This window comes from Mycobacterium szulgai (genome assembly GCF_002116635.1).
GTDB lineage: Bacteria > Actinomycetota > Actinomycetes > Mycobacteriales > Mycobacteriaceae > Mycobacterium > Mycobacterium szulgai.
Window position 1 is genome coordinate 267,549 of sequence record NZ_LQPW01000019.1, and the last position, 12,443, is coordinate 279,991.

Below are 12,443 nucleotides of genomic sequence, written 5' to 3' on the forward strand. Positions count from 1 at the left end.
ACCCACAACAGGAAAGACCAGCTACCATGACCGACGTCGTGAGCCCGGCTACCGAAGCCGGAGCGAATCAAGGCGACAAATCCCCTGTACACACGCGTGCCGTCATCATCGGGACCGGATTCTCCGGTTTGGGTATGGCCATCGCGCTGCAAAAGCAGGGCTTCTCCAGCTCCGATTTCGTGATCCTGGAGAAGGCCGACGACATTGGCGGTACCTGGCGAGACAACAGCTATCCCGGGTGCGCCTGTGACATCCCGTCGCACCTGTACTCGTTCTCGTTCGAACCCAAGCCGGACTGGAAGAATCCGTTCTCCCTTCAGCCCGAAATCTGGGACTACCTCAAGGGAGTTACCGAGAAATACGGGCTGCGCCGCTACATCGAGTTCAACTCCCTAGTCGATCGCGCCTACTGGGACGATGACGAATACCGCTGGCACGTGTTCACCGTCGACGGTCGTGAATATGTCGCCCAGTTCCTGGTGTCGGGGGCCGGTGCGCTGCACGTTCCGTCCTTCCCCGAGATCGAGGGCCGCGACGAATTTGCCGGTCCCGCTTTCCATTCCGCGGAGTGGGACCACAGTGTCGACCTGACCGGCAAGCGGGTGGCGATCATCGGTACCGGCGCGAGCGCGATCCAGATCGTGCCCGAAATCGTTGGGCAGGTAGCCGAACTGCAGCTCTACCAGCGCACGCCGCCGTGGGTGGTGCCGCGTTCCAACCCCGAAATCCCGGTCGCGTTGCGTCGGGCCATGGAGAACGTGCCCGGGCTGCGGGCGCTGGTGCGGCTAGGCATTTACTGGGCGCAGGAGGCATTGGCGTTCGGCATGACCAAGCGGCCCAACGCGCTGAAATTCATTGAGGGCTACTGCAAGCTGAACATTCGGCGCTCGGTCAAGGATCGCGAGCTGCGCCGCAAGCTGACCCCGAAGTACCGCATCGGCTGCAAGCGAATCCTGAACTCCTCCACCTATTACGGCGCCGTCGCCGACCCGAAAACCAAGCTGATCACCGAGGGCATCAGCCGAATCACCCGTGACGGGATCGTCACCGCCGACGGCGTCGAACACCAGGCGGACGTGATCGTGTACGCCACCGGCTTCCACGTCACCGACTCCTACACCTACGTCCAGATCAAGGGCGAGCACGGCGAGGACCTGGTGGACCGGTGGAACCGCGAGGGCATCGGCGCCCACCGGGGTATCACCGTCGCCAACATGCCCAACCTGTTCTTCCTGCTGGGGCCCAACACCGGGCTGGGTCACAACTCCGTGGTGTTCATGATCGAATCGCAGATCCGCTATGTCGCCGATGCGATCGCCAAGTGTGACAAGCTCGGCGCGCAGGCGCTGGCCCCCACCCGCGAGGCGCAGGATCGCTTCAACGAGGAGTTGCAGCGCAAGCTGTCTCATTCGGTATGGAACAGCGGCGGGTGCAGCAGTTGGTATCTCGACGAGCATGGCAAGAACACCGTGCTGTGGGGCGGCTACACCTGGCAATACTGGCGGGAGACTCGAAAAGTCAATCTTGACGAGTATCAGTTGCTCGGCTTGGGCAAGGGCTCACGCGCCAACCGCCGGACGGTTTCCGCCTAAGAGTTCGGCAAAGGCTTTCGCGGCCGCATCCACGCCGGCATCGTCGTCGGTGGCCACGAGATCGAGTAGCAGGCCGCGGGTGACGGCCAGCCCCAGCCGGGCCATCGCGGGATCGAACGCGTCGCCGGCGACTGCCTCGACCTCGGATAGCCAGCCGGTGACGGCACCGGGAACCATCCGGTCAAAAGGCCTTTCGCCCTGGGCTGCGCGGGAGTAGCACTCGAAGAAGAGACGCTCGAGCTGGCGCAGCTCGCGCCGCCGGACGTCGGCCCACATCGCGGCGAATCCTTCGGCTGGGGTCGTCGGCAATTCGGTAAGCAGGCTCATCTGGCGGCGCTCTACCTCCTCGACGATCGCCACGAGCAGATCCTCGCGAGACCCGAAGTGGTGCAACAACATCCGATGGCTGGTGCCCACCGCAGCGGCCACATCGCGTAGTGACCGCTCGCCGACGCCGCCCGCGGCGAACTCCTCGACGAGCGCATCGAGGAGCGATCGGCGCCGCTCTAGGTCAGGAGTGCGCGCCATCGGCGCGGCTGAGCTGCTCAGACCGGGCCTTGAGGCCTTGGGCTTCGAGTTTGAGGTAGCGCTTGGTCATTGTGATCATGAGCCGGCCAACAAGGGCACCGAGTGGGCCGCGCTGATCGATCCGTTGGCGGACCAGGGTGCGGCCGCCCGGTTGGGCGATCACCTCGTGGCGGGCGCTGGCAAACGCCCCGGGGGCGCGCTGCACCCATGTCCAGGACGAGCCGGGGTCGATTTCGGTGACCTGCCAAACCAGCTTCGACATGCGGGGCTGCTTGATCGCGAACCGTTTGCCCACCGCGAGGCCGGGTCCGTCCACGGCGGCCAGGGCTGTCACCGAGGCGGTCCACTCGGGCCAACGCTCGACGTCGCTGAACACCTCCCATACCAGATGCGGCGGCGCATCGATCTCGATACTGTCCTCGGTAATCATGTACCAAATGGTACATAAAAAGAGGCGTTCTGCATAGGAGCGCTTCTCGTCACAGCGGTCACATCGGTACGATGAGAGTTGTCACCACCGAATTCCACACGCGATGTATCAGCTTTCAAAGTTGGGTACCGACGCGGGCGCACCGGTCGGTGTGACAGATGTGATTGCGACACGCAAACACAACTTCTTGTGTTCCGCCGGCTTGTCAGACACCAGGGGTAGTGTCTGAGGTCTAAGTACGGCAGCCAATCGTCCTGGTGAAGTGGGGTTCTGGTGACTGGAAATGCAAAGCTGATCGACCGGGTCTCAGCGATCAACTGGAACCGGCTGCAAGACGAAAAAGACGCCGAAGTGTGGGACCGGCTGACCGGCAACTTCTGGCTACCCGAGAAGGTGCCGGTGTCCAACGACATCCCGTCCTGGGGCACGCTGACGGCCAATGAGAAGCAGCTGACGATGCGGGTCTTCACCGGTTTGACGATGCTGGACACCATCCAGGGCACGGTGGGGGCGGTCAGCCTGATCCCCGACGCGCTGACCCCGCACGAAGAGGCCGTCTACACCAACATCGCGTTCATGGAGTCGGTGCACGCCAAGAGCTACAGCCAAATCTTCTCCACGTTGTGCTCGACCGCCGAGATCGACGATGCGTTCCGCTGGTCGGAGGAGAACCCCAACCTGCAGCGCAAGGCCGAGATCGTGCTGCAGTACTACCGCGGCGACGAACCGCTCAAGCGCAAAGTTGCTTCCACGCTGCTGGAAAGCTTCCTCTTCTACTCCGGGTTCTATTTGCCGATGTACTGGTCGAGCCGGGCCAAGCTGACCAACACCGCCGACATGATCCGGCTGATCATCCGCGATGAAGCCGTGCACGGCTACTACATCGGCTACAAGTTCCAGCGCGGTCTGGCGTTGGTCGACGAGGTGAAGCGCGCTGAGCTCAAGGACTACACCTACGAGCTGCTTTTCGAGTTGTACGACAACGAAGTTGAGTACACCCAGGACCTCTACGACGAGGTCGGGCTGACCGAAGACGTGAAGAAGTTCCTGCGCTACAACGCGAACAAGGCGCTGATGAACCTTGGCTACGAGGCGCTGTTCCCCCGGGACGAGACCGACGTGAATCCCGCGATCCTCTCCGCACTGTCACCCAACGCCGACGAAAATCACGACTTCTTCTCCGGCTCCGGCTCGAGCTACGTGATCGGCAAGGCCGTCGTCACCGAGGACGAGGACTGGGACTTCTAAAGTTTGAGCAGTGACGAGAGCGTGGGTGCGGCAGACTTCCGTCGCGCATTGGCGCTCATCCAGCATGGTGAGCGCGGCGACGTAGCGGGCATGCGCGTCATCGTCGACGATGAAGTCATCCCGACTGACCGGCTGCCACAGCTGATCCGCGCCACCGTGTCGATCCTGTGGCAACTGGTGGCTCAGCTGTGCGAACCGGACGAAGTTGCGGAGATCGGCGAAACCCTGACCTTGGCGTCTACCGACGACGAGATCGACCTCGACCGTGACAACCGGCTAGTGGCCCGCATGGCAATGGCACAACATTCGGGAGATCCCAGCGCCGAGTACGAGGTGCTCCGTGACGCAGACAGGGCACCCGACGGTCTGTTGCGCCTTGCGCTCACCGCCGCGGGTGTCGTCTCCGCGCTGCTGCCACAGTTACGCACCGCCTGGGGCCGGCAGTTGCTCAACGACTTGGCGATGCAAGCCCTGCGCGAGGAGAACGGCCAATAGCTTCGGGCTAGATCAATCGGTTTCCCAGGTGCTCGGCATCACCGGCATGCGCTGGCCTTCGTCGAACGCATCGCCCGGGCGTGTGATCAACCCGGCCGCCACGCCCCCGACCTTGTGGCCGGTGCCGAAGAACCCCAGAGGCCCCGCATCCTGATCTGAGGCTGCCACGCCGTCAGGCTCCAAATCCATGTATTCGTAGCCTCGGCCGAGTTGTTTGGTCTTGGCCCGGCGGCGCCGCTGAGCCTGCGCCTGCTCGCCGACGGCCGGCGCGAGCGCGGGGACCTCTGCGCTGTCGGGTTCCGGCGCCTTCTTCCGGGCGCCGGAATTCACCGTTCGCTTGGCATCGGCGCTCAAGCCCCCCAGCAGGTAGCCGAAATCACCCATCCCCAGACTCAGACCCGCACCGGTCACCGGCGGTGGCGCGGTTGCCGAGGGCGGTGGCGGGGCCGACGTGGACGCCGCCGCGCTCGCGTCGAGGGGAGCCGGCGACGGGGTAGGGGGAGAGGTCGGAATGCTCGGCGCCAGCGCGGCGACGGGCGGTGCGGCTGGCGCAACCGGCAGTGCAGGCGGCACTGCAACCAGGGCTGCCAAGCCCTTGGCACCGATGGGCACCAATACCGAGGCGGTAGCCACCGACGCCATTGGGGCGGCTACCAGCGACACAATCGCCGGAAGCAGCACCAGCGTCTGCTCGAGCAGTGTCTTCAGCAACGCAATGGTGTCGGTGATGATCGTTCCGACAGCTTCGACGGTGGCGAACAGCAGGGCAAAACCGATAGTGGCGGGATTGCCCGACGCGAAGGCCGCGGCAAGATCGGCTGCGATGAACGCGAATGTCTCTGAGAGCAGGGCGACATACGTCGCGATGTCCATCGGATAGCCAAGGGCGAACGCGATGTTGAGCGGACTGAGGTAAGTAAGTGGATTGCCGAGGATGAGCAGATACGGATCGAACGCGAACAGCGCTTGCAGGAAGGGGATGTTCGCCAGCCAATTGATGAACGGCTGAATGACATTGTCGTAGAAGGCCGTATACCCGATGTCTTGCAGGAATTGCAGGATCAGCTGTTGCCAGTCGGGGGGTGTGGCGAACAAATCCGCGGCTGCGGCCGCATTGGATTTCACGATCTGCGGCGCCGGTGTGGTCTGCGGCGCGGCGGCCACAGCGGCAGCGGCGACACCCTGATAGACGCTCATCACGGTGGCCGCCTGAATCCACATGCGCGCGTAGTCGGCTTCGTTCAGCGCGATCGGAATCGTATTGATGCCAAAGAAATTCGTCGCCACCAGCGCCGCTCGAGTGGCGTGGTTGGCGGCCAGCTCGGCCAGGGTCGGCATCGTGGCCAGGGCGGCGGTGTAGCCGGTGGCCGCGGCTTCCTGGCGGGCGGCCATCGCTGCGCCGTCAGCGCTGGCCTGGATGAGCCACGTCAGATAGAGCGCGTGGGCGGCCACATATGCGGTGGCGGTGAGACCGTCCCAGGATCCTGCTTTCACCCCGGCCAGCAGCTCGGCTAACTCGTCGGCCGTCTCGGCGTAGACGACACTCAACGAGTGCCAGGCCTCGGCCGATACCAGCAGCGGCCCCGGTCCCGGCCCACTGCTCAGCAGCGACGAATGCACTTCTGGAGGTAACGCGATCCAAAGCGTCATGGCGGGTCAGCTCTCTCGGGGTGCACCGCCCCGGGTAGCAGTACGCGATGACGCGAGTCTCCTGGCTCTCGGATCGCCGCTCGCCTCGCCTTCCAGCCGGTGGCCGTGGCTTGTGAGGGTCGCTCCCCGATTACAGTGGCGGGACCGCGCCGGCTTCGCACCGGCTTCCTGCATCGTCATTGCCTTACGCGCGACATTGTCGCATCCAACGGCCACGTGTGCGCGCCGTGAACGACACGTGAATTGTCACCAATGCCGCGCCGCGATGGTGGCGCCGCTATCCGGGCGCCGTGAAACTAATGGCGTGGCGATAACCCCTTCTTCTACGGCTGCCCTATTTCGGTCCGTGGTCTGCTGGCTGCAAGTCGGCTATCCCGACGGCGTTCCTGGACCCGACCGCCTACCGCTGCTGGCACTGCTGCGCAGTACGCCTTTGACCGAGGATGAGATCGAGGACGCCGTCGACGCCATCGACGAGGAAGCCGAGGACGACGAGCCCGAACGCGACGTGATCGCGGACTTCATCGAGGACATGACGCACTACGACGCAAGTCCGGAAAGCGTTGCCCGGGTGGCGGCCAAGTTGGCGGCCGCCGGCTGGCCGCTGGCCGGTATCACCGATTTCGTCAACGGAGACGCCGCAGAGCCGGCGGTAACCGCATGACCTCCACCGCCGCCACGGGCAAAACGGCTTTCTTCAGTTCCGTGCTGCGATGGCTGCGGGCCGGCTACCCCGAGGGCGTCCCAGGCCCCGACCGGGTGCCGTTGTTGGCGTTGCTGCGCGCCACACCGCTTACCGAGGAGCAGATCAGGCAGGTGGTGCGCGATATCACCGCGCCGGGTTCAACGGCCACCGCCGACGGTGTGATCAACCGAGACGAGATCGCCGAATTCATCTCTGAGGTAACGCATTACGACGCCGGCCCGGAAAACATTCAGCGGGTGGCAGGGGTGCTGGCCGCCGCAGGTTGGCCGCTGGCCGGGATCACCGTCGGCGAACCCGGTGCTTAGGGGCTCCCATAGCTTCTACAGCTTCGAAATGTCGATGACGAAGCGGTAGCGCACGTCGCTGGCCAATACGCGCTCGTAGGCCTCGTTGATGTAATCCGGTTCGATGACCTCGATTTCGGGCGTGACGCCGTGTTGGGCGCAAAAGTCCAGCATCTCCTGGGTCTCGGCTATCCCGCCGATGTTGGACCCGGACAGGCTGCGCCGCATCAGTGCCAGTGCAAACGCCGGCACTTCCATCGGGTGCTCGGGAATGCCGAGTTCGACGAGCGTGCCGTCGACGTCGAGCAGGTTCAGGTACTGGTTCAGATCAAGGTTCGCCGAGACCGTGTTGAGGATCAGGTCGAAGCTGCCGCGCAGCTTCTTGAACGTGTCCGGGTCGGAGGTCGCGTAGTAGTTGCTGGCGCCCAGGCGCAGGCCGTCTTCCATCTTCTTGAGCGACTGCGACAACACCGTAACCTCGGCGCCCAGCGCCGCGCCGAGCTTCACGCCCATGTGGCCCAGCCCGCCCAAGCCGATGATCGCCAGCCGCGTGTCCTGCCCGGCGTTCCAGTGCCGCAGCGGTGAAAACGGCGTGATGCCCGCGCATAGCAGCGGTGCCGCGGCGTCCAGCGGCAACGCGGCGGGTATCCGCAGCACGTAGTTCTCGTCGACGACGATCGCTTGGCTGTAGCCGCCTTGAGTCGGCTGGCCGTCCCTGCCGATCGAGTTGTAGGTGAAGCTGGCGCCCGGCTTGCAGTACTGCTCGATCCCGCGCTGGCAGCTGCTGCATTCCCGGCAGGAGTCCACGAAACATCCCACGCCGACGTGGTCGCCGACCTTATGCTTGGTCACCTCGGAGCCCACGGCGCTCACCACCCCGGCAATCTCGTGGCCGGGGACGACGGGGTAATTCGGTTGGCCCCATTCGGCTTTCACCGTGTGGATGTCGGAGTGGCAGATGCCGGCGAACTTGATATCGATCACCACATCGTGCGGTCCGGGGTCGCGACGGGTGATGGTGGTCTTGGCCAGCGGCTCGGTGGCCGAGGTGGCCGCGTATGCGGAAACAGTGGTCATGACAATCTCTCTGCGGTTTCAGTTGCGTCGTAAAAAGCTTAGCCAAGTTAAATTTCTTAGGCGCATTGGGCTGGTGGCTCCCCGAGCATCAGCTTATGACCCGGCACGACTGTCGGCTCTGGTCAACGACAGCGACCTAGTTGATCGGCGCGTTGATCCAGCGCAGGTCGTCGACGACGCCGCGGGCCGCGACCAGGCCCTCGCCGGTCTGCCAGATCTCGTCGTTGACGACGAAGACTCGATTGTCGCGGTTGGCGGACAACCGTCGCCAGGGATCGCTGTCCAGGACCGCGGCTGCGCGCTCGGCTGCAGCCGGCGATGCGCACGACACGTAGATGATGTCGGCGTCGGCCGCGGCGAAGTCCGGCCCCTTGGCCAGGTCGGCGTCGCTGGTGCCGTACTCGATATAGGCCTTATCGGTGAATCGTTGTGCGGCGGGCCGGTCCACTCCCACCGCCGTCAGCACACTGGCCGCAAAGTTGTTGGCCCCGTATACCCGCAAGGTGTTGGTCGTCAGCTGGACCACCGATGCCTGGAAGTGGGTGGCGTCATGCTTTACACCAACGTCTTTAGCCCGCTGCGCGAACCCTTTGATCAACTCGTCTGCCGCGGTCCCGCGGGCCGTCGCGGCCCCGACACCACGCAGGTTGTCTTCCCACGCCGCCCCCGGCGCTCCGGTGAACACCGTCGGCGCGATGGCCGCCAGCTGCGGGTACAGCTTCGCCGTCAATGCCACCGAGCCCAGGATCAGGTCCGGGTGTGCGGCGGCGATCGCGTTCAGATCGGGATTGCTGCGGGAGCCCACTCCGGGTACGTCGTGCACCGCCTTACCCAGGTATGACGGCTGAGTCGAAGATCCATCCGGCATCGCGGCGGCGACCACCCGGGACTGCAGGCCGAGCGCGCACAGCGCGTCGAGCTGATCGCCGGAGAGCACCACGATGCGCTGCGGGTCGGCCGGCACCTGGGCGACGTCGGGGCTGACGCCCACCGCGTTGTGCGCGGGCCGGGTGGACGGCCCGGGATCGGCGGCGGCCGCGTCACGCGCGCAGGCCTCGTCCGGCTTGCGGTCGTTGCCCAGCACCCCGGCGCCGGCGATCTGGGTGGTGGGGGTGACGACCGAGCGCGCCGCGCTGCCAGGCGGCTGATCCGAGCCGCAACCGCTGCAGGTCAGGAGCACAGTTGCTGCTGCGGCGCTGAACAAAGTGGACCGCCTGCCGCCGAAAGACACGCGTCCGACGGTAACACCGGCCACCCTGCTCCAGGCATTTACGACAGTTTGTAGGACCTGGCCTGCCGCTGTCGCAATCGAGGGCTAAGATTCCAGTCATTAATGGGTAAAGCCGCCCTGTCCGGGATGGATGTTTGGAGGAGCTGTTGACAGCCGAAGCGCCCCCGTTGGGAGAACTCGAAGCAGTCCGCCCGTTCCCGGCGCGGACCGGTCCCAAAGGGAACCTCGTCTACAAACTGATCACCACGACCGATCACAAGCTGATCGGCATCATGTACTGCGTCGCCTGCTTCATCTTCTTCTTCATCGGCGGGCTGCTGGCGTTGTTGATGCGTACCGAGCTGGCCGCGCCCGGGCTGCAGTTCCTGTCGAATGAGCAGTTCAACCAGCTGTTCACCATGCACGGCACGATCATGCTGCTGTTCTATGCCACCCCGGTCGTCTTCGGCTTCGCCAATCTGGTGCTACCCCTGCAGATCGGCGCACCTGATGTGGCCTTCCCGCGGCTGAACGCCTTCTCGTTCTGGTTGTTCGTGTTCGGTGCCACGATCGCGATGGCCGGCTTCATCACCCCGGGCGGTGCCGCCGACTTCGGCTGGACCGCGTACACCCCGCTCAGCGACGCCATCCATTCGCCGGGCGCCGGTGGCGACCTGTGGATCCTGGGTCTCGCGGTCGCCGGTCTGGGCACCATCCTCGGTGCGGTCAACATGATCACCACCGTGGTCTGCATGCGGGCTCCCGGGATGACGATGTTCCGGATGCCGATCTTCACCTGGAACATCCTGGTGACGTCCATCCTGGTGCTGATCGTGTTCCCGCTGCTGACCGCGGCGTTGTTCGGGCTCGCGGCCGATCGTCACCTGGGGGCCCACGTCTACGACCCGGCCAACGGCGGAGTCCTGCTGTGGCAGCACCTGTTCTGGTTCTTCGGCCACCCCGAGGTGTACATCATCGCGCTGCCGTTCTTCGGAATCGTCTCGGAGATCTTCCCGGTCTTTTCCCGCAAGCCGATCTTCGGCTACACCACGCTGGTCTACGCGACGCTGTCGATCGCCGCGCTGTCGGTAGCGGTGTGGGCGCACCACATGTTCGCCACGGGCGCCATCCTGCTGCCGTTCTTCTCCTTCATGACGTACTTGATCGCGGTGCCGACCGGGATCAAGTTCTTCAACTGGATCGGCACCATGTGGAAAGGCCAGTTGACCTTTGAGACACCGATGCTGTTTTCGATCGGCTTTGCGGTCACCTTCCTCCTGGGCGGTCTGACCGGCGTGCTGCTGGCCAGTCCGCCACTGGACTTCCACGTCACCGACACTTATTTCGTGGTCGCACACTTCCACTACGTGTTGTTCGGCACCATCGTGTTCTCCACGTTCGCCGGCATCTACTTCTGGTTCCCGAAGATGACCGGTCGCCTGCTCGACGAACGGCTGGGCAAGCTGCACTTCTGGTTGACGTTCATCGGCTTCCACACCACGTTCCTGGTGCAGCACTGGTTGGGCGACGAGGGGATGCCGCGCCGTTACGCCGACTACCTGCCCACCGACGGTTTCCAGGGTCTGAACATCGTTTCGACGATCGGGGCCTTCATTCTTGGCGCGTCGATGTTCCCGTTCGTGTGGAACGTGTTCAAGAGCTGGCGCTACGGCGAGGTGGTGACCGTCGACGACCCGTGGGGGTACGGCAACTCCCTGGAGTGGGCGACCAGCTGCCCGCCGCCGCGGCACAACTTCACCGAGCTGCCCCGCATCCGCTCGGAGCGTCCCGCCTTCGAGCTGCACTATCCCCACATGGTGGAGCGAATGCGCGCCGAGTCCCATGTGGGCAGGGCACATGGACACGAGGGCCACGACGTGACTCGGGCCGACGACGTGAGCGTTCGCTCTTGATCGTTTGGATCGGCGGCAGTCGCGGGTGACCGCGTCACCCAACGTGTCGGTACTGATCACGGTCACCGGCATCGATCAGCCGGGTGTAACGTCTGCCCTCTTCGAAGTGCTCTCCCGCCACGGGGTCGAGCTGCTCAACGTCGAACAGGTAGTCATCCGGGGTCGGCTCACGCTGGGTGTTTTGGTGTTGTGTGCGCTGGAAGTCGCTGACAGTACTGAGCTGCGCAATGACGTCGCCGTCGCAATCCACGAAAAGGGTCTCGACGTCACGATCGAGCGCAGCGACGACCTGCCGGTCATCCAAGAGCCCTCGACCCACACCATTTTCGTGCTGGGCCGTCCGATCACCGCGGGGGCCTTCGGAGCGGTGGCCAGGGAAGTGGCCAGCCTAGGCGTCAACATCGACTTCATCCGGGGCATCTCCGACTATCCCGTCACCGGTCTGGAATTACGGGTTTCGGTGCCGCCCGGCGTCGACGGCCTGTTGCAAGCCGCCCTGACCCAGGTCGCGGCCAACGAGCACGTCGACATCGCCGTCGAGGACTACGGGCTGGCCTGGCGCACCAAACGGCTCATCGTGTTCGATGTCGACTCGACCCTGGTTCAGGGCGAGGTCATCGAGATGCTCGCGGCCCGGGCCGGCGCCGAGGGAAAGGTCGCGGCCATCACCGAGGCCGCAATGCGTGGCGAATTGGACTTCGCGGAGTCGCTGGAACAACGCGTGGCCACGTTGGCCGGCCTGCCTGCCAGCGTGATCGACGACGTCGCCGAGCAACTCGAATTGATGCCTGGCGCACGCACCACGCTGCGCACGCTGCAGCGGTTGGGTTTCCGGTGCGGCGTGGTCTCCGGCGGCTTCCGGCGGATCATCGAACCCCTCGCCGAGGAGCTGAAGCTGGACTTCGTTGCCGCTAACCAGCTCGAAATCGTCGACGGCATACTCACCGGGCGGGTCGTCGGAACAATTGTCGACCGTCCTGGCAAGGCCACTGCGCTGCGGGCCTTCGCGGAACAGTACGGAGTGCCGATGGAGCAGACCGTCGCGGTCGGCGACGGCGCTAATGACATCGACATGCTGATAGCCGCCGGTCTGGGGATCGCCTTCAACGCCAAGCCGGCGCTGCGTGAGGTGGCCGACGCGTCGTTGAGCCATCCGTATCTGGACACGGTGCTCTTCCTGCTGGGTATGACCCGCGGGGAGATCGAGGCCGCCGACGCCGCCGACGGCATATTGCGCCGCGTCGAAATACCCGCCGAGTAATCAACTACTGCGAGTCCTTGCCGGAAGCCACTGCTGTCCAAAATATGAT

Annotated in this window: 12 protein-coding genes and 1 riboswitch; of the genes, 7 read left to right on the forward strand and 5 right to left on the reverse strand. The window is 64.5% G+C overall.

Annotation, left to right across the window (positions count from 1 at the left end; translation table 11 throughout):
- Positions 1–26 precede the first annotated feature (26 nt).
- Positions 27–1,592, forward strand: a complete 1,566-nt coding sequence (locus tag AWC27_RS05835) for a flavin-containing monooxygenase (RefSeq protein ID WP_085669607.1) — start codon at positions 27–29, stop codon at positions 1,590–1,592.
- Here the strand turns inward: AWC27_RS05835 and AWC27_RS05840 are convergent.
- A complete protein-coding gene (locus tag AWC27_RS05840) occupies positions 1,560–2,120 on the reverse strand; it encodes a TetR/AcrR family transcriptional regulator (RefSeq protein WP_085669608.1) in 561 nt (186 codons plus the stop codon). The genes AWC27_RS05835 and AWC27_RS05840 overlap by 33 nt on opposite strands.
- On the reverse strand, positions 2,104–2,550 hold the full coding sequence (locus AWC27_RS05845) for an SRPBCC family protein (protein WP_085669609.1): 447 nt from the start codon (positions 2,548–2,550) through the stop codon (positions 2,104–2,106). The genes AWC27_RS05840 and AWC27_RS05845 overlap by 17 nt, the downstream gene beginning before the upstream one ends.
- A gap of 273 nt (positions 2,551–2,823) precedes the next feature.
- Here AWC27_RS05845 and nrdF point away from each other — a divergent pair, with 273 nt between their 5' ends.
- Both nrdF and AWC27_RS05855 read left to right on the forward strand, forming a co-directional pair.
- Positions 2,824–3,798: a class 1b ribonucleoside-diphosphate reductase subunit beta gene (nrdF, locus tag AWC27_RS05850; protein ID WP_085669610.1), complete on the forward strand. Its 975-nt coding sequence runs from the start codon at positions 2,824–2,826 to the stop codon at positions 3,796–3,798.
- Positions 3,799–3,819: 21 nt separating this feature from the next.
- Entirely contained in the window at positions 3,820–4,293 is a 474-nt protein-coding gene (locus AWC27_RS05855) for a hypothetical protein (protein WP_085669611.1), read from the forward strand.
- Between the two features lie 12 nt (positions 4,294–4,305).
- On the opposite strand, the gene AWC27_RS05860 is transcribed toward AWC27_RS05855, so the two are convergent.
- On the reverse strand, positions 4,306–5,943 hold the full coding sequence (locus AWC27_RS05860) for a PPE family protein (protein ID WP_085669612.1): 1,638 nt from the start codon (positions 5,941–5,943) through the stop codon (positions 4,306–4,308).
- 34 nt (positions 5,944–5,977) lie between these two features.
- A riboswitch (cobalamin riboswitch) is annotated at positions 5,978–6,157 on the reverse strand.
- Between the two features lie 96 nt (positions 6,158–6,253).
- On the opposite strand from AWC27_RS05860, the gene AWC27_RS05865 reads away from it, so the two are divergent.
- A complete protein-coding gene (locus AWC27_RS05865) occupies positions 6,254–6,607 on the forward strand; it encodes a DUF3349 domain-containing protein (RefSeq protein ID WP_425437470.1) in 354 nt (117 codons plus the stop codon).
- Complete coding sequence (locus AWC27_RS05870) at positions 6,604–6,954, forward strand: DUF3349 domain-containing protein (protein ID WP_085669614.1); 351 nt, start codon at positions 6,604–6,606, stop codon at positions 6,952–6,954. Before AWC27_RS05865 ends, AWC27_RS05870 begins: the two co-directional genes overlap by 4 nt.
- 15 nt (positions 6,955–6,969) lie before the next feature.
- Here the strand turns inward: AWC27_RS05870 and AWC27_RS05875 are convergent, their stop codons facing one another.
- Together AWC27_RS05875 and AWC27_RS05880 are read right to left on the reverse strand one after the other, a co-directional pair.
- Entirely contained in the window at positions 6,970–8,010 is a 1,041-nt protein-coding gene (locus AWC27_RS05875; protein ID WP_085669615.1) for an NAD(P)-dependent alcohol dehydrogenase, read from the reverse strand.
- A gap of 136 nt (positions 8,011–8,146) precedes the next feature.
- Entirely contained in the window at positions 8,147–9,241 is a 1,095-nt protein-coding gene (locus AWC27_RS05880; RefSeq protein WP_085669652.1) for an iron-siderophore ABC transporter substrate-binding protein, read from the reverse strand.
- A 146-nt stretch (positions 9,242–9,387) separates the two neighbouring features.
- Here AWC27_RS05880 and ctaD point away from each other — a divergent pair, with 146 nt between their 5' ends.
- Positions 9,388–11,133: an aa3-type cytochrome oxidase subunit I gene (ctaD, locus tag AWC27_RS05890; protein ID WP_085669651.1), complete on the forward strand. Its 1,746-nt coding sequence runs from the start codon at positions 9,388–9,390 to the stop codon at positions 11,131–11,133.
- 43 nt (positions 11,134–11,176) lie between these two features.
- Positions 11,177–12,394 carry a phosphoserine phosphatase SerB gene (gene serB / locus AWC27_RS05895; RefSeq protein ID WP_425437471.1) on the forward strand — a complete coding sequence of 406 codons (1,218 nt, stop codon included), beginning with the start codon at positions 11,177–11,179 and terminating at the stop codon, positions 12,392–12,394.
- Positions 12,395–12,443 lie beyond the last annotated feature (49 nt).